The 16,622-nt window shown below is 41.7% G+C and carries 17 protein-coding genes; 3 read left to right on the top strand and 14 right to left on the bottom strand.

Translation table 11 applies throughout. The features are described 5' to 3' along the window. Nucleotides 1-67: 67 nt before the first annotated feature. From MTF64_RS10605 to MTF64_RS10575, 7 genes are all read right to left on the bottom strand, one after another. Nucleotides 68-1,900, bottom strand: coding sequence for a DUF885 domain-containing protein (locus tag MTF64_RS10605; protein ID WP_248451312.1), 1,833 nt, complete (start codon nt 1,898-1,900; stop codon nt 68-70). A gap of 86 nt (nt 1,901-1,986) precedes the next feature. Then, nucleotides 1,987-3,123, bottom strand: a complete 1,137-nt coding sequence (hemW, locus tag MTF64_RS10600) for a radical SAM family heme chaperone HemW (RefSeq protein WP_248451311.1) — start codon at nt 3,121-3,123, stop codon at nt 1,987-1,989. Then, nucleotides 3,120-3,719, bottom strand: a complete 600-nt coding sequence (locus tag MTF64_RS10595) for an XTP/dITP diphosphatase (protein WP_055254892.1) — start codon at nt 3,717-3,719, stop codon at nt 3,120-3,122. Before MTF64_RS10595 ends, hemW begins: the two co-directional genes overlap by 4 nt. A 4-nt stretch (nt 3,720-3,723) precedes the next feature. Beyond that, nucleotides 3,724-4,167, bottom strand: coding sequence for a DUF4426 domain-containing protein (locus MTF64_RS10590; protein ID WP_004586836.1), 444 nt, complete (start codon nt 4,165-4,167; stop codon nt 3,724-3,726). Between the two features lie 57 nt (nt 4,168-4,224). Then, entirely contained in the window at nt 4,225-4,758 is a 534-nt protein-coding gene (locus MTF64_RS10585; protein WP_004586837.1) for a YggT family protein, read from the bottom strand. 26 nt (nt 4,759-4,784) lie between these two features. Beyond that, nucleotides 4,785-5,606, bottom strand: a complete 822-nt coding sequence (proC, locus tag MTF64_RS10580; RefSeq protein WP_004586838.1) for a pyrroline-5-carboxylate reductase — start codon at nt 5,604-5,606, stop codon at nt 4,785-4,787. A 17-nt stretch (nt 5,607-5,623) separates the two neighbouring features. Beyond that, entirely contained in the window at nt 5,624-6,337 is a 714-nt protein-coding gene (locus tag MTF64_RS10575) for a YggS family pyridoxal phosphate-dependent enzyme (protein ID WP_024031539.1), read from the bottom strand. A 2-nt stretch (nt 6,338-6,339) separates the two neighbouring features. Between MTF64_RS10575 and MTF64_RS10570 the strand changes: the two genes are divergently transcribed. Further along, complete coding sequence (locus MTF64_RS10570; RefSeq protein ID WP_004586840.1) at nt 6,340-7,380, top strand: type IV pilus twitching motility protein PilT; 1,041 nt, start codon at nt 6,340-6,342, stop codon at nt 7,378-7,380. A gap of 9 nt (nt 7,381-7,389) precedes the next feature. Then, nucleotides 7,390-8,523: a PilT/PilU family type 4a pilus ATPase gene (locus tag MTF64_RS10565; protein ID WP_064385708.1), complete on the top strand. Its 1,134-nt coding sequence runs from the start codon at nt 7,390-7,392 to the stop codon at nt 8,521-8,523. 133 nt (nt 8,524-8,656) lie between these two features. Here the strand turns inward: MTF64_RS10565 and ruvX are convergent, their stop codons facing one another. The 6 genes from ruvX to MTF64_RS10535 form a co-directional block, all read right to left on the bottom strand. Beyond that, complete coding sequence (ruvX, locus tag MTF64_RS10560) at nt 8,657-9,106, bottom strand: Holliday junction resolvase RuvX (RefSeq protein WP_004586842.1); 450 nt, start codon at nt 9,104-9,106, stop codon at nt 8,657-8,659. Nucleotides 9,107-9,115: 9 nt separating this feature from the next. After that, nucleotides 9,116-9,673, bottom strand: a complete 558-nt coding sequence (locus MTF64_RS10555) for a YqgE/AlgH family protein (RefSeq protein ID WP_004586843.1) — start codon at nt 9,671-9,673, stop codon at nt 9,116-9,118. 124 nt (nt 9,674-9,797) lie between these two features. Next, nucleotides 9,798-10,748, bottom strand: a complete 951-nt coding sequence (gene gshB / locus MTF64_RS10550; RefSeq protein ID WP_126005926.1) for a glutathione synthase — start codon at nt 10,746-10,748, stop codon at nt 9,798-9,800. Nucleotides 10,749-10,823: 75 nt separating this feature from the next. Beyond that, a complete protein-coding gene (rsmE, locus tag MTF64_RS10545) occupies nt 10,824-11,558 on the bottom strand; it encodes a 16S rRNA (uracil(1498)-N(3))-methyltransferase (RefSeq protein ID WP_054983576.1) in 735 nt (244 codons plus the stop codon). Nucleotides 11,559-11,630: 72 nt separating this feature from the next. Next, a complete protein-coding gene (locus MTF64_RS10540) occupies nt 11,631-12,107 on the bottom strand; it encodes a hypothetical protein (RefSeq protein WP_024031544.1) in 477 nt (158 codons plus the stop codon). A gap of 81 nt (nt 12,108-12,188) precedes the next feature. Next, nucleotides 12,189-13,082, bottom strand: coding sequence for a hypothetical protein (locus MTF64_RS10535; RefSeq protein WP_004586847.1), 894 nt, complete (start codon nt 13,080-13,082; stop codon nt 12,189-12,191). A gap of 78 nt (nt 13,083-13,160) precedes the next feature. On the opposite strand from MTF64_RS10535, the gene glnE reads away from it, so the two are divergent. After that, on the top strand, nt 13,161-15,959 hold the full coding sequence (glnE, locus tag MTF64_RS10530) for a bifunctional [glutamate--ammonia ligase]-adenylyl-L-tyrosine phosphorylase/[glutamate--ammonia-ligase] adenylyltransferase (protein ID WP_248451310.1): 2,799 nt from the start codon (nt 13,161-13,163) through the stop codon (nt 15,957-15,959). A gap of 63 nt (nt 15,960-16,022) precedes the next feature. Here glnE and MTF64_RS10525 read toward each other — a convergent pair whose 3' ends face one another. After that, nucleotides 16,023-16,595 carry a toxin co-regulated pilus biosynthesis Q family protein gene (locus tag MTF64_RS10525; protein ID WP_024031547.1) on the bottom strand — a complete coding sequence of 191 codons (573 nt, stop codon included), beginning with the start codon at nt 16,593-16,595 and terminating at the stop codon, nt 16,023-16,025. Nucleotides 16,596-16,622: the final 27 nt, after the last annotated feature.

Below are 16,622 nucleotides of genomic sequence, written 5' to 3'. Positions count from 1 at the left end.
GAGCGTTTTTATTACTATAAAACAAAAAAGGCCGCATCAGCGACCTTTTTCTATTTATAACCAAGTATTAAGCTTTTTTACTTGCTACCCACTCGTTTACAAAGTTCTCTAATACGTTAAGTGGTACAGGGCCATTTTTAAGTATAACGTCGTGGAACTGGCGAATATCAAACTTATCGCCTAGTTGCTTTTTAGCATCTTCACGCAGCTCTAAAATTTTAAGCATACCCACTTTATAAGCTGTCGCTTGCGATGGCATTACAATGTGACGCTCAACCATTTTAACACCGTCAGATGTGGCATTAGGCGTGTTATTTACGTAGTAATCAATACCTTCTTGGCGAGTCCATTTCATTGCATGAATACCGGTATCAACGACTAAACGACACGCACGCCATAATTCCATAGAAAGGCGACCAAAGTCTGAGTATGGGTCTGAGTAAAGGCCCATTTCTTTAGGAATGTACTCTGAGTATAATCCCCAACCTTCAATGTAAGCGGTGTAGCCACCAAACTTACGAAACTTAGGTACACCTTCAAGCTCTTGTGAGATAGCAATTTGCATGTGGTGACCTGGAATACCCTCATGGTACGCTAATGCTTCCATTTGGTACGTTGGCATTGCTTCCATGTCGTAAAGGTTTGCGTAGTAAATACCAGGGCGTGAGCCATCTGGCGCAGGTTGTTGGTAAAATGCTTTACCTGCTGCTTTTTCGCGGAATGCTTCAACGGCTTTAACTTTAAGATCAGCCTTTGGCTTAACAATAAATAACTCATCTAGGCGAGTTTTCATGGTGTTGATTAGGCCAGTGGCTTCATCTAAATAACGCTGTTTACCTTGCTCGTCATTGGCATAATAAAATTGTTTATCCGTTTTCATAAACTGCATAAACGCTTTTAAATCACCTTTAAAGCCTACTTTGTCTTTAATTTCACGCATTTCATCATGAATACGTTTTACTTCAGCAAGGCCAATGGCATGAATTTCTTTAGCGGTTAAGTCAGTTGTTGTGGTGCGCTTAAGTGCGTTATTGTAAAACGCTTCGCCGTCAGGCAGTTTCCATGCGCCATCGCGGTTATCTGCACGTTTTTCTAGCTGTGCTAAGTAATTAATTAACTTAGAGTAAGAAGGCTTAACGGCTGATTTTAATGCATCAGTTGCATCGCTAATTAAGGCATCTTTTTCATCTTGGCTAATTTTAAGAGCGCTTACTTTACGTTTAAAGTCGGCTAATAGTGTTGAGTCTTCACCTTTTTCAAATGGCGCACCATGAATGATGTTTTTGCTCGAATCTATAACATGTGGGAACACAAATTTAGGCGCAATAATGCCTTTATCAGCACGGGTTTCTAAATCAGTAATTAGCTGTTCAAATACAGTAGGTACACCGTTTAAACGCGCAATATAATCTTTAGCTTCTTTAACATTACTAATTGAATGTTGGTTAATTAAAAACGCAGGCACCATAGAGTGAGTACCAAACATTTGGTTAACCGGGTAGTTATGGTAACGCCATTTAAAATCAGCAATCGAGCTTTCTAGGTCTTGTTTTTTTAAGTCGTAACTTACTTTAGTGGCATCATCAAGCAGGTCGCGGTTGATAGCATTTAAAGTAACTAAGTCTTCTTTTGCTTGCGCAAGGTCTTTTAGTTTTTGCTCTTCGCTGCCGTCATCCCATTTATCGTAATCTTTTTTAATACCCATGTAAGTTTGATAAACCGGGCTGTTCATTACATCGCGGTTAAAGGTATCTTCAAAAAACGCATTCGCTTTGTCGATTTCGCTTTGCACAGGTTGCGCTTGCACTGCAGGCGCCGGGGTTGTTTGTTGTGGTGCCTGCTGGCAACCGGCTAAAATAGCAACGCTCACGGCTGCTGCAATAAAGGTAAGTTTACGCATTGTTTTCCCTTTGTTGTTAGAAACCCATTAGGGTGTATTATATTTATTTGCTTGTATTTTATGTTTATCGCGCGTGGTTAAAACCACTACACGAACAATTCTAGCAGGTCATTTAAAAAACGATGCCCTTTAAGGCTAACTTGCCAATGGCCGCTTTCTTGTATTAACAAACCTGCATTTATTGCTTTAGTTAACGCCGCTTGTTGGCTTTGCAATGGCTGATTAGTCAGCGCACTGTAATCATCAATAGGGCAAGGCTCGACTAAGCGAAAGCGATTCATAAAAAATTCAAAGGCTAAATCGTCTTGCTCTACTTGCCAGCTTTTATACAAGTACGGCTTAAGCATATCCATGTAACCGCGCGGATGCTTAATTTTTTCAGTACGGGTAATAATGCCGGTTTTTGCATCAGTCACCTTACCATGAGCGCCACAGCCAATACCGAGATAATCGCCAAAACGCCAATAATTCAAGTTATGTTGGCATTGAAAGCCTGGCTTGGCATAGCCCGATATTTCGTATTGTATGTAACCGGCTTGAGCAAGTAGTGCTTGGCCTTGCTCTTGAATATCCCATAGGGTTTCATCTTGTGGCAAAGTTGGCGGCTTGGATGCAAATTGTGTATTAGGCTCAATAGTGAGCTGATACCAGGAAATATGTGGCGGGTTTAAAGCAATTATTTTTTTTAAATCGCTCAGCGCATCGTCAAGGCTTTGCCCCGGTAAGCCATGCATTAAATCAAGGTTAAAGCTATTTAACCCGGCTTGCTTAGCTTGCTCTGCAGCGTAGTGCGCTTCATCGGCGCCATGAATACGGCCAAGTGCTTTTAACTTGTCGTTTTGCATGCTTTGCACGCCAATAGAAATACGGTTAATACCCGCTTTAACGTACTCTTTAAAGCGCCCGGTTTCTACGGTACCAGGATTTGCCTCAAGGGTTATTTCGCAGTTGTCGCTTAGGCCAATCAGGTTATCGACTTCGTTTAATAAGCGGGTATATGCATCGCCAGTTAATAAGCTTGGTGTACCGCCGCCAATAAAAATACTGTGAATTTTACGTCCTTGCACCAAGTGCAAATCGGCTTTTAAGTCGTCAATTAAATGCTGAACATATTCAGCTTCAGGAATGTCGCCTTTTTGCCCATGGCTATTAAAATCGCAATAGGGGCATTTTTGCACGCACCAAGGTACGTGCACATATAAGCTCAGTGGTGGAAGGTTCACAGGCCGCCTTTGCTTTGTAGCTCTAGTAATAACTTTTTAAGTGCTTGGCCGCGATGACTCACCGCATTTTTTTGCTCTTTGGTGAGCTCGGCGCTGGTACAGTTTTGCTCTGCTACAAAAAATACTGGGTCATAACCAAAGCCGCCTTCGCCATTTTGGGTTTGTGTAATTTCGCCTTCCCAGCTTGCGCTACAAATAAGTGGGGTAGGGTCATCGGCGTGGCGCATTAATACCAGCACACACCAAAAGCGGGCTTTACGATTTGGGTTATCGGCTAATTCGTTAAGTAGTTTATCTATGTTGTCTTGATCGCTGGCGCTTTCACCGGCAAAACGAGCTGAGTACACGCCCGGTGCACCATTTAAGCCATCTACCTCTAAGCCTGAGTCATCTGCAATGGCTGGCATACCGGTAATTTTAGCAGCATGGCGGGCTTTAATTATCGCGTTCTCTACAAAGGTGGTGCCGGTTTCGGCCACTTCGCCTACGTTAAAATCGCTTTGCGGAAGCACATTTATATTAAGCGGGCTAAGCATATTGGCCAGCTCGTTAACTTTGCCAGGGTTGCCTGTGGCAAGCACTAATGTTTTGGTCATGTTTTTAATCTACGTAAAATTTTTGCTGAAACGTGAGTTTTTGAGACTGACTACCTTGCTGGATGTTTATCTCAAAACGTAAAATCTCTTCGTTGGTGTAGTCTACTTGCGCAAGGTAATAAATTGATTCACCTTCTTTTACTTCTTTAAAAGTAAGGGCTTGCTTATTGCCGAGTAGGTTTTTTGCGGTGCCGCTGAGCTGAGCGGTTTGCGCGGTTTTATCGCTATTGTTTTTCAGTACTGAAATATTAACAATGCCTTTATAACCACTACGCTCAAGGCCATATGTTTTAGCTATTTGCGGCTGAATAAAGGTAGATGGAAAAGCAATGTAATGCACTTGCCAAGGGCCCAGCTCTTTGTACTGTGCGCCTTGCATGTCTTCACTGTGGGCATTAAAAGCAAAGGCTAAAAAACTAATAAAGCAAAACTTAATTAAACGGTTCATTATGATGTCCTATATAAAAAAGAGGCCAAAGGGCCTCTTTTGCTTAAAACAAAAAATTTAGGCTAAAAAGTCCATTAGCAGCATTTGTAAAAACTGAATACCAATAATTAGTACAAGCACCGATAAATCTAAGCCACCCATTGGTGGAATAATTTTACGAAGTGGCTTGAGCATTGGCTCAGTAAGCTGATGGAAAACCGCTTCTATTGGGTTATAACCTTGACTTACCCAGCTTAAAATAGCGCGAATAATCAATACCCAAAATACAAGGTTTAAGCCTTCTTTAAGTACGGTAATAAGTGCTTGTATAAACACAGGTTGCGCAGCCCATGCGCCGTATATCACCAGCATTAAAGTACTAATTTTGGCAACGGCTACAATAAATGCCAGCAACAGAGAGGCTAAATCGAGCCCTCCTAGGCCAGGTATAATTTTACGTAACGGGTTAACTGCAAACGAGGTTGCTTTAACCACAAATTGGCTCATTGGGTTGTAAAAGTCGGCTTTTGCCCACTGTAGCCAAAAACGCAGTAGTACCACCATTAAAAACAAATCAAACAGGGTACTGATCAAAAATTGCATGGCATTCATAGTGTAACCTTCAATAAAAAGTAATTTTAAAGTTCTTTTTCCATTTGCATTGCACGCGCAATACACGCATCCATTGCATCGCTAACTGTTTGCACTAGGCCTTCGCCTTTTAAATGCTCAACCGCAGCATGGGTGGTGCCGCCTTTAGAAGTTACATTAGCGCGTAATTGCGAAATGCTTATTTCTGGTTGGCTCAATGCCATTTCGGCTGCACCTAGCGCAGTTTGCTGTACTAAGCGGCGCGCATCTTCATCGTTAAAGCCAAGTGCTTTCGCTTTTTCTTCAATGGCTTCCATAAATAAGAAAAAGTAAGCGGGCGATGAACCTGTCACAGCAATGACATCGTTAATTTGCGACTCTTGCTCTACCCAAACAACAATACCTGTGCACTCAAATACTTGTTGTACAAAGTCGTGCTCTTCGGCTGTTTCATCTGCGCCAAATAAACCCGATACACCACGCCCTAGTAGCGATGGCGTGTTTGGCATACAACGTACCATTTTAACGTTTTGGCCAAGCATTTCGCGTAAACGCTTAACGGTTAAGCCAGCCGCTACCGAAATAAACAGTTTATCACTAAAGTCGATACCCGATTCTTGAAACGATTTACATAAATCGCCCATCATTTGTGGTTTAACAGACAATACAATGACATCAGCATCGCGTAAGGCTTCGTTATTGTCGCTGGTGGTTTTCACCTTGAAATCGTCTGCTACCTTGGCAAGCTTTTCTTGGTTGCGGTTTGTAGCAATGATGTTGTTTGCATTAAAACCGTTTTTTACCATGCCACCAATAATGGCGTAGCTCATGTTACCTGTGCCTATAAATGCGATTGTTTTATCTGACATATGTCTGTTATCACCTTTTAAGTTCGAGTTCCAAAAATATCTGTGCCGATCCTCACCATGGTTGAACCTGCGCTAATGGCGGCTTCAACATCATTGCTCATCCCCATCGACAACGTATCTATATGAGGATATTGGGCCTTTAGTTTATCAAAGCAAGTTTGTAATTGCTCAAAAGATTGACTTTGCTCACTCGGATCGTCGCTTTTAGCCGGAATAGCCATTAAACCACGCAAAGTGAGTTGCTCACATTGGTCAATAAACTCAGCTAGTTCGGGTATTTGCTCTACGCTACAGCCCGATTTAGCCTCCTCGGCGCTTATATTTACTTGAATAAGCACATTTAAAGGGGCTAGGTTTTCTGGACGTTGACTGTTTAAACGCTTAGCTATTTTTATTCTATCTACGCTTTGTACCCAATCAAAATGTGCAGCAACAAGGGCGCTTTTATTTGATTGAATAGGGCCAATGAAATGCCAAATGATGTCGCTAAATGTGTGTAGTTGAGCTATTTTATCTACAGCCTCTTGAACATAAGACTCACCAAATTGGCGCTGGCCATGCTCGTAGGCAGCAATAATATCGTCGCTTGGTTTTGTTTTTGATACTGCTAGCAGCGTAATAGCGTCGCTACTACGTTTAGCATTTTTAGCCGCGCTGGCAATTCTAGCGTAGGCGGATGTGAGTCGTTCTGCTATTGTAACCATATATTTATCAGTTAGTTGTGGAGTCATAAATGGATATTACCGAATTATTAGCGTTTAGTGTGCAACACAAAGCATCTGATTTACACTTATCGTCAGGTGTTTCACCTATGATACGCGTAGATGGTGATGTTCGCCGCATTAATATACCTGCACTTGCAGACAAAGATGTAAACAGCCTTGTTTACGACATTATGAACGATAATCAGCGCAAGGACTACGAACAAAACCTAGAAGTGGATTTTTCGTTTGAAGTGCCTAACCTTGCTCGATTTCGTGTTAACGCATTTAACTCAAACCGCGGCCCTGCAGCGGTGTTTCGTACCATCCCCAGCGATGTACTGACGCTTGAGGATTTAGGTGCGCCAGATATTTTTAAAACAATATCAGATAACCCGCGTGGTTTAGTATTGGTTACCGGCCCAACTGGTTCGGGTAAATCAACAACGCTTGCGGCTATGGTCGATTATATAAATCAAACAAAACATCACCATATCCTCACCATTGAAGATCCTATCGAATTTGTACACGATAATAAACTCAGTCTTATTAACCAACGTGAAGTACACCGAGATACGCACAGCTTCTCTAATGCACTGCGCAGCGCGCTGCGTGAAGACCCGGATGTAATACTCGTTGGTGAGCTACGTGACTTAGAAACCATTCGCCTTGCGATGACCGCCGCAGAAACCGGCCACTTAGTGTTTGGTACGCTACATACCACCTCGGCACCAAAAACGATTGACCGTATTATTGATGTATTCCCAGGTGAAGAAAAAGATATGGTGCGCTCAATGCTTTCTGAGTCACTGCGTGCCGTTATTTCGCAAACACTACTTAAAAAAATTGGCGGTGGACGCGTGGCCGCGCACGAAATTATGATTGGTGTACCGGCGATTCGTAACTTAATTCGTGAAGATAAAATTGCACAAATGTATTCGTCTATACAAACGGGTGCATCACACGGTATGCAAACTATGGATCAATGTTTAAATAATTTAGTTAATCACGGCATTGTGACAACCGCAGCCGCAAAAGAAAAAGCCCAAGATAAAACCCAGTTTGGTGGCTAAGGACATATTATGAATTTATCTTTAAATCACTTTTTACACATAATGATTGATAAAAAAGGCTCGGATTTATTTGTCTCTAGCCAATTACCAGTCAGTGCAAAAATTAATGGTGAGCTTATCGCTCTTAGCGACGATAAGTTAAGTGATGAGCAATCGCTTGCGCTTGTAGAGTCAGCGATGAGCGATAAACAAAAAAACGAGTTTCATACCACTAAAGAGTGTAACTTTGCGATAGCCACAGACGAAGGGCGTTTTCGTATATCGGCTTTTTGGCAGCGCGATAGAGCGGGTATGGTTATTCGCCGCATTGTAACGCAAATACCTGATGTAAGTGATTTAGGGCTGCCCTCTACACTCACCGATGTAATTATGTCAAAGCGCGGGTTAGTGCTGTTTGTTGGTGGTACTGGCACGGGTAAATCAACTTCACTGGCTGCCTTAATTGGCTACAGAAACCGCAACCAGCGCGGCCATATACTCACCATTGAAGATCCGATTGAGTTTGTGCACGAGCACCGCAAAAGTATTATTACTCAGCGCGAAGTAGGGCTTGATACTGACAGCTTTGAGTCGGCACTTAAAAGCTCTTTACGCCAAGCTCCCGATGTTATTTTAATTGGTGAAATACGCTCGCAAGAAACCATGGAATACGCACTGAGCTTTGCCGAAACGGGTCACTTATGTGTGGCTACATTGCATGCTAATAATGCCAACCAAGCCATTGACCGTATTATGCACTTAGTGCCTAAAGAAAAACACGACAAGCTTAAGTACGACTTAGCGCTAAATTTACGCGCCATTGTTGCCCAGCAACTTATTCCCACTTCTGATGGGGAAGGGCGTGTAGCCGCGATTGAAATATTATTAAACTCACCCATGGTGGCAGAGCTAATTAAAAATGGGGATATTGGTGGCATAAAAGAAGCCATGTCTAAGTCTAAAGAAATGGGTATGCAAACCTTTGACCAAGCCTTATTTGAGCTATACAAACAGCAACGTATTAATTACGCCGATGCACTGCATCATGCTGATTCGCCAAACGATTTACGCTTAATGATTAAGCTGCGCAATAACGAGCAACAAGGTGCAGGATTTTTACAAGGTGTAACCATAGATGGACTAGATGATAAAAACAGCAATTAACACTGTATTTTATCCATAAAAAAAGCGCCGCTGGGCGCTTTTTTTATGGATAAAATTACTTATAACGTTTTATACCACTGCGGTGTTTTTCTACCTTTAAAATAGATTACGTAATTAAAGGAGTCGGCATTACTTATTCACCATAACTGGCTTCAAAAAAACTCTCTAAAATAATCACTGCCGACATATTATCGACATTTCCTTTCCCTAAATTTTTATAGCCACCGTGTTCAAATAAACGCGCTTTAGCATCGGCGGTTGTGAGTCGCTCATCTTGTGTTTGCACCGGTATGCCGTAATGATTGTGCAAGCGGTTAGCAAACTTTTTAGCCTTAAAGGTTACCTCTTGCGAAGTACCATCCATATTAAGGGGTAACCCGACGACCATTAAGTCGGGTTGCCACTCTTTAACTTGAACCGCAATATGATCCCAATTAGGAATACCATCTTGGGCTTTTACCGCTTTTAAGCTAGACGCACTGCCTGTGAGCTCTTGTCCTATGGCAATACCAATGCTTTTGGTGCCAAAGTCAAAGCCCATTACGGTGCGCTGGCCTTGCGGCTTAAGGTTTTTTTTCGTCATTATCGTTCTTTAAGCGTGTCCAGCTTCGCTGCAAAGTTGGCTAACATCAAAGCCTAGCATCGAAACTGCTTTTTCCCAGCGTTTTTCTACCGGTGTATCAAAAATGATCTTCGGATCGGCTTTAATGATCAACCAACTGTTATCTAAAAGCTCTTTCTCAAGTTGTCCTTGCTCCCAGCCCGAATAACCAAGCGTAATAATAAATTGCTCAGGTGCGTGGGCGGTGGTCAGGTTGGCAAGTACGTCTTTTGATGTGGTGATCATTATATCACTGCTAAGCTTTTGGCTTGCAGAGTAGCCTGGCTGAGGTGAATGAAGTACAAAACCTCGGTCGGTTTTAACCGGACCACCTGCAAACACAGAGACTTGCGCGGCTTGTTGGGTTTTGTCGTTGTCTATTTCTATTTTATCTAAAAGCTCACCAACGGTCACATCAATAGGCTGGTTGATCACCAATCCCATAGCCCCATCTTCATTGTGCTCACAAATATAGGTAACAGCACGTTTAAAAAAAGGGTCTTGCATCGACGGCATAGCGATTAAAAAATGATTTTCTAATGATTGCATAGATTTCACCCTTTTAGTTTATGAATACTTATTGAACTTTGAGTATGGCATAGATATATACGTAGCGTATAAAAAGTCCATTAATTGTATGAAATACTTAAATTAATGGACTTTTAAATGGTGTTTATTTAGCGAGCTTACGCTCAATTGCGTCAAACAAAATACCGGTAATAGATATATCGTAAGCGGCTTCAATTTCACGTACGCAGGTTGGTGCTGTTACGTTAATTTCGGTGAGCTTGTCGCCAATAATATCTAACCCTACAAACACTAACCCTTTTTCTTTAAGCGTAGGGGCAACTGCTTGAGCTATTTTAAGGTCTGACTCGCTAAGGGGGCGGGCTTCACCACGGCCACCTGCAGCTAAGTTACCGCGGGTTTCACCATTTTGTGGAATACGCGCTAAACAATACGGAATAACTTCACCATCAACAACCAATACGCGTTTATCACCTTGTTTGATCTCTGGAATGTAATTTTGCACCATGGCAAAGCGACTACCATGCTCAGTTAAGGTTTCGCAAATAACGCCAATGTTTGCATCATCTTCTTTAATACGAAAAATAGATGCGCCGCCCATGCCATCAAGTGGTTTTAAAATAATGTCTTTATGCTCAGCTAAAAACGCGCGTATTTGAGCTTGGCTGCGTGTTACTAGCGTATCTGGCGTATGCTCGCTAAACCACGCTGTAAATAGCTTTTCGTTAGCATCGCGCAGGCTTTGTGGTTTATTAATAATTAACGTACCTTCTTGCTCTGCACGCTCTAATATATAAGTTGCGTAGATGTACTCCGTATCGAACGGTGGATCTTTTCGCATTAAAATAACGTCTAGGTCGGCAAGCGCGATTGTGGCTTTTTCTTCAAGTTCGTACCACTTTTCGGTGTTGTTAAATACCTGCGCTTTTGCTGCGGTCGCATACGATTTACCTTGGCGAAGCGATAAGTCATCCATCTCCATGTAGTAAATTTCGTAGCCACGTTTTTGCGCTTGCATCATCATTGCAAACCCGGTGTCTTTTTTGATGTTAAATCCACTAATAGGATCAGAAATAATACCTAACTTTATCGCCATGCGCTGTGCCTTAATCTAATTATAATGACTACTAGAGTGCTAATAGTTTTAATATGAGGGTGCCATTGAGCTATTTCAATTAGCTAAATCGCCAAATTGTAATTGTAATGCACTTAAGACCGTTAAAGCGGCCGTTTCTGTTCGTAAAACGCGCGGCCCTAAGCGAATATCAACAAAGTGCTGATCTTTAGTTTGCAGCATTTCTTCATCGGTAAAGCCGCCTTCAGGGCCTACTAAAAAGCGTACACCGGCGCTTGGAACGGTTATTGTTTTAATGCTGTGCTCGGCACGAGGGTGCAAAGTGAGCTTAATGGCGTCTGTTTGTTGTTCAAGCCATTGCTTTAAATCAACCGGTGTGTGAACAACTGGCACAAAGTTACGCCCCGATTGTTCGGCGGCTGAAATTGCAATTTTTTGCCATTGTTGGTGTTTTTTTTCTAACCGGTCGCCACTGAGTTTAACGCCACAGCGCTGACTAAAAATAGGGGTGATTTCGCTAATACCAAGCTCAACAGATTTTTGGATGGTAAAGTCCATTTTGTCGCCACGTGATACGCATTGCCCTAAATGAATTTTAAGCGGCGACTCGACATCATGCTCATCAAAACGTTGTGGCATAACAACAACTGTTTTTTTAGTTACCTCAATAATTTCACTGAAGTATTCACCGCCTTCGCCATTAAAAATAGACACATGTTCGCCTACTTTCATGCGCAATACGCGGCCAATATGGCCCGCTGCATCGTCGTTTAAAGAAACCGGGGTGTTTAAGGCAATACTCGATGCCTGATAAATATGAGGTACTCGCATGGGGGTCACTTATTTTATAGCGTAAAGGTGTATAGCGCTATGGTAAGTAAGCAGGGCGTTGTACGCAATTATTTATTTTTGTTTAAGTGCCTTGGCAAGTGCGATTAAATCTTTAGGTGTTTCGGCAATATCGGTATCGCACGATAAGTGATTTTTAAAGCCTTCGTCAGTAATACGATTAAATGTATAGCCGTTGTCGTCAAAGCTAACTACGTAGCGTTTTTCATGCAGGGAGTTATATATAAAACGTTGTTTGTCGTCGGCAAGTAGATAGTCGGTGTTATTAAATAACACGCCCTGAATATCGTGGTGCTCGTGTAGGTAAGTGGCCAGTTCAGATACGCTAATTTCGTTTTCTAGGTCGCAATAGCAATAGTCTTTAATGAGTTCGTCAAACATCATTTTTACCAGCTTACGGGTGTTACTGCCTGCAACTATTAAGGTGCTGGGTGTATTGGGTGCCGCGTGCTTAAAATAATACTCGGCAAATGTACGACTAAATTCGTTATCTATATCAATTAACAAATAGTTAGTTACTTCAAATGACATAGGGCCCCGTTGCTTTATGCAAATGTGTTATGCCAGTTAACTAAATACGGGGCGCTTGGCGACTTATTTAATAGCGTGGCGTTAAAGTGAAAACATGCTAATAAGTAAATAGCCTATAGCACAAAAAACAGCAAACTCAATGCATGCTATGCCTATATTGTCCTGATGGTCGACCTCTAAAGCGGCATCAATATTGGGTAATGAAATTGCTTTTATTACAAAACTTAAACAATATAATAACACCCACATTACACCGCAATGCATTACCAGTGTAAATATATTTTCGACCATTTTTCCATTTTGAAAGGCCGCACTAGATAATCCTGCATACACGGCTAGGGCTAAACCTATTGATTTTCCTGCATATCTAATGCCAATAGAGGTGTTTTCAAGGTTAAAGTTACTTTGCAGTGACGCACCTTGGTTTGCTTTAGCGAAGCGGTATTCACGGATTTTGCTATCTAGCGCAAACATCCCTTGTAGCGTAAAAAAGCTAACAAAAGCAATAAGTAAGTTACTAAACCCTTGTGCATGAGTCCAGGTATACAAGCCAAGTGCAATAATACAGTTGGCTAATAACATACCAGAATCAACCAATGCAGCGCATACATTTTGCTTTAATATAGCAGCTTCTTCATTAAATCTGTGTAATATCCATTTTCTATGAATTAAATGCCCGACTTTTATAAATGTAAATAATAGAACAATTAAAATAACCACTTTTAATGGATTATGTTGTGCCGTACTCATACTTATTTCATCAAATAAAAATGCCATAGTGGCAATAACCACGGTAATTTCTGAGGCGAAACTAATCCCCATTGCAAAATTATCATGCTGCGCTAGTTCATCTTTAAGTGCCTGTTTTGCTTTTATTTGAGCGACAATTCTAAGACTAAAAATAGTAATGCATATAACCGCAAAACTAATGGCAATCGCAACTAAACTAGTGTTAGATAATGATAAATATGACATGCTGATCCTAAGTAGAGATAACCTTTCTTGGTTTTAGTTATTCTAGTATGGTTAGCGCATATATAAAAGAGAGGATTGATGAGTAACAAAATGCAACTTCCTATTCAATTACAAAAACTTGGCTCAACACGCTTTGCACAGCTGTATCCGCAGCAACCTATACAAGAAGAAGTTGTAAAATTATGTGCTTTGAGCGACTTTGCTTTTCGTAGTTTAGAGTCGCAACCTCAATTAAAAGACTGGTTAATAAACCCCGATGAGCAATTTAGCCGAGATGTGCCCGCGCCATTCGACGGCCTTGACTTGCAGCAGGTAGATGAAAACCAGTGCAATAAGATTTTAAGACAGTACCGAGAAAAATACTGGTTAAAAGTAGCGTACCTCGATTTGTGTTGCGATAACCCAATCAGTGACAGCATAAAATACATAAGCCTATTAGCTGATATGCTAATTAATAGCGCAAATAGATGGGCTCATGCGCAAACGGCAAAAACAGCAGGGGAGCCATTAGATGAGCAAGGTAACTCTTTGCCTTTAATGGTTTTAGGCATGGGTAAATTGGGCGGCCACGAGCTTAATTATTCATCAGATATAGATTTGATTTTTGCTTATCCGCGCAATGTACCGACCCAAGGTGGGCGTAAACGTATTGAAGCCCAAGTGTTTTACACCAAAGTAGCGCAAAAACTGATTAATGCACTTAATCAAGTAACCGGTGATGGCCAAGTATTTAGGGTTGATATGCGCCTGCGCCCATTTGGTGAAAGTGGGCCTTTAGTGATGAGCTTTCACGCCATAGAAGATTACTACCAAGAGCAAGGGCGCGATTGGGAGCGTTACGCCATGTTAAAAGGGCGGCTAATTGGCACACCCAATCAATATTGGGATGAATTTATACAGCTTTTAAAGCCCTTTGTTTATCGTCGATATATTGATTTTTCGGTGATCGAATCGCTGAGAAAAATGAAGCTTATGATAGCCCAAGAGGTTCGCCGAAAACGCCTGACCAACAATATAAAACTAGGTGCTGGTGGCATTCGCGAGGTTGAATTTATTGTACAAGCTTTGCAAATGGTGCGTGGTGGGCGAGAAGCAAACTTACAAACCCAATCGTTACTGTACGCCTTAGAGCAGTTAACGTTAAACCAAGCGATGGATGAGCAAGAAGCGAATGAGCTAAAGCGCAACTACTTACACTTACGTAAAGTAGAGCAATACTTGCAAATGTTTGACGATCAACAAACGCAAACCCTGCCCGATGATGACCTCAATCAACAGCGCTTAAATTACTTACTCGAGTCTGAAAGTTTTAACCATACCATGAGCGAGATTGAGCAGGTTATGGCTAAAATTCACGATGAATTTTTATTGGTGATAGGGGAGGAAACCGTTCCCCTTGATACCTGCGAAGGTGCGTTTATAAGTGCTTGGGATCATGGTGATGTTAGCTTTTTAAACGATATAAAAGAGCAATGGCAAGTGCCACTTCATGATTTTAAACAACGTTTGAGTAAGGTAAATATAGGTAATCGTGGGCGAGATATTCTCGACAAACTAATGCCTTTATTGCTCAAACAGCTCAGTGACTTTAATGCTAGTGGTGAAACATTTACCTTGGTATGCCAAATTTTAAATAAAATTGTATCGCGTACTGCTTACCTTGAATTACTGTACGAAAACCAAGGTGCGCTAAAGCAGCTTGTTTTATTATGTTGCCATAGTAAATGGATAGGGGAGCATATTTCCCGTTATCCTATTTTGCTTGATGAACTAATAGACCCTGCTGCGCTTTACAAACCTACGCCGTTGAGCGCCTATAAAGATGAAATACGACAATATTTTTTGCGTATAGAACACGACGACCTAGAGCTACAAATGGAAGCGCTTAGGCAATTTAAGCAAACACATCAATTACGTATTGCGGCTGCCGATGCAACCGGTGTGATTGATGTTATGAAAGTAAGCGATCACTTAACGGCTCTTGCCGAGGCTGTGGTAGACCAAGCCGTTAATATAGCGTGGTATAACACGGTTAAGCGCTTTGGCATGCCACCAAATACAGATGATGAACACAAAGGCTTTGCCGTTATTGCGTACGGTAAAACGGGCGGCTTTGAAGTAGGCTACGACTCCGACCTAGACCTTGTGTTTGTGCATAATCATGACGGTAATAGCAGCACCAATGGCGATAAATCGATTACCTCACGACAGTTTTATTTAAAACTTGCACAGCGCTTAATGCATTTATTTAATACCCGTACCGCCTCGGGCATATTGTATGAGCTTGATACACGCCTGCGCCCTGAAGGCGCCTCTGGTTTATTAGCTATTAACTTAGAGAGCTTTAATCATTATCAGCAAACGCAAGCATGGACTTGGGAGCACCAAGCGCTTGTGCGCGCCCGCGTTATATTAGGCCAAGATGAGCTAAGAGCGCGTTTTGCACAAATTCGTAAAGAGATATTATGTGCCCAACGCGATATAGATACACTTAAGCAGGATGTGCTTAAAATGCGCGAAAAAATGCGCACGCACTTAGCTAAGGGAAACTCTGAGCAATTTGATTTAAAACAAGATGTGGGCGCCATGACCGACATTGAATTTATAACTCAATACCTAGTGCTCAAAAACGCAAATCAGTTTAGCCAGCTAACGGTGTTTTCCGATAATGTAAGAATACTCACAGATGCTGCCGCGATTGGTTGTATCACTAAAACCCAAAAACAGCAGTTAATCCAGGCGTATATTGATTATCGCTCACGTTACCACGTTTTAAGCCTAAATCAGCAAGGTCGTTTGGTGTCGCGTAAGGAGTATCAAACCGATATAGAAAGTGTAACGGCATGCTGGAATGCAATATTTGAACTAGAAACATAAACATTAAAAACCCAAGCACAGGCTTGGGTTTTTATTATGTATGGGTTTGGTTTATTTACGCTGCTAAGTATTAAGCTTTAAACAATTGCTGCGCACAAATTCAGAGGGCAGCTCAGTGATCACCGCTGCGCGCTGTTTGTGGCAAAGGTAGGTATACACTTCGTATTCAAAGTCATCATTAATTGCGCGGCCAACTTGATAAAGCGCTGAGGTAAAACTGCTATCAACCCTAAAATGATCTTTTACAACGTAGTCTTTACTCAAATACCAATATAATTGAATACCTTCGCTTTTAGCGTATTGGTTAAGTACGTCTTTTAACGTTGAGCCGTTTTCAAAGCGTCTTGGTGCACTTGTTCCTGTCCAGCTAGCAGGCATCGGGTCAACGGCTCTGCCGCGCTCTGCTAAAACACGATCAAGTGTTTGCTCTGGCTTTTTAAGTTGTAGTACAAACTTATCGCGCTCCCTATCGGATTTAACTTGGTTACGGATAGACGAATAAAAGCGAGAAAGCCCCTCGGCAGCTGCGTTTTTACTCTCTTTTATGTCAAACAATGGACCCGTACCAACTAACACATAGGTAGCTAGTAAGATTAATGCAACTGCTAGTATTAAATGCTTAACCCAAAACCACATAACTCATGCTCATTTATTATCATTATT

It is taken from the genome of Pseudoalteromonas sp. 2CM41L (genome assembly GCF_023161905.1).
In the GTDB taxonomy this organism is placed as follows: Bacteria; Pseudomonadota; Gammaproteobacteria; order Enterobacterales; family Alteromonadaceae; genus Pseudoalteromonas; species Pseudoalteromonas atlantica.
Note: the sequence above shows the minus strand (reverse complement) of the source record. Positions and strands in the feature narration are given on the sequence as shown.

Excerpts from the sequence above, each read along its gene's own strand:
- MTF64_RS10605 (WP_248451312.1), bottom strand. The coding sequence starts at position 1,900 with ATGCGTAAACTTACCTTTATTGCAGCAGCCGTGAGCGTTGCTATTTTA.
- MTF64_RS10595 (WP_055254892.1), bottom strand. The coding sequence starts at position 3,719 with ATGACCAAAACATTAGTGCTTGCCACAGGCAACCCTGGCAAAGTTAAC.
- MTF64_RS10590 (WP_004586836.1), bottom strand. The coding sequence starts at position 4,167 with ATGAACCGTTTAATTAAGTTTTGCTTTATTAGTTTTTTAGCCTTTGCT.
- MTF64_RS10585 (WP_004586837.1), bottom strand. The coding sequence starts at position 4,758 with ATGAATGCCATGCAATTTTTGATCAGTACCCTGTTTGATTTGTTTTTA.
- proC (WP_004586838.1), bottom strand. The coding sequence starts at position 5,606 with ATGTCAGATAAAACAATCGCATTTATAGGCACAGGTAACATGAGCTAC.
- MTF64_RS10575 (WP_024031539.1), bottom strand. The coding sequence starts at position 6,337 with ATGACTCCACAACTAACTGATAAATATATGGTTACAATAGCAGAACGA.
- MTF64_RS10570 (WP_004586840.1), top strand. The coding sequence starts at position 6,340 with ATGGATATTACCGAATTATTAGCGTTTAGTGTGCAACACAAAGCATCT.
- MTF64_RS10565 (WP_064385708.1), top strand. The coding sequence starts at position 7,390 with ATGAATTTATCTTTAAATCACTTTTTACACATAATGATTGATAAAAAA.
- ruvX (WP_004586842.1), bottom strand. The coding sequence starts at position 9,106 with ATGACGAAAAAAAACCTTAAGCCGCAAGGCCAGCGCACCGTAATGGGC.
- MTF64_RS10555 (WP_004586843.1), bottom strand. The coding sequence starts at position 9,673 with ATGCAATCATTAGAAAATCATTTTTTAATCGCTATGCCGTCGATGCAA.
- gshB (WP_126005926.1), bottom strand. The coding sequence starts at position 10,748 with ATGGCGATAAAGTTAGGTATTATTTCTGATCCTATTAGTGGATTTAAC.
- rsmE (WP_054983576.1), bottom strand. The coding sequence starts at position 11,558 with ATGCGAGTACCTCATATTTATCAGGCATCGAGTATTGCCTTAAACACC.
- MTF64_RS10540 (WP_024031544.1), bottom strand. The coding sequence starts at position 12,107 with ATGTCATTTGAAGTAACTAACTATTTGTTAATTGATATAGATAACGAA.
- MTF64_RS10535 (WP_004586847.1), bottom strand. The coding sequence starts at position 13,082 with ATGTCATATTTATCATTATCTAACACTAGTTTAGTTGCGATTGCCATT.
- glnE (WP_248451310.1), top strand. The coding sequence starts at position 13,161 with ATGAGTAACAAAATGCAACTTCCTATTCAATTACAAAAACTTGGCTCA.
- MTF64_RS10525 (WP_024031547.1), bottom strand. The coding sequence starts at position 16,595 with ATGTGGTTTTGGGTTAAGCATTTAATACTAGCAGTTGCATTAATCTTA.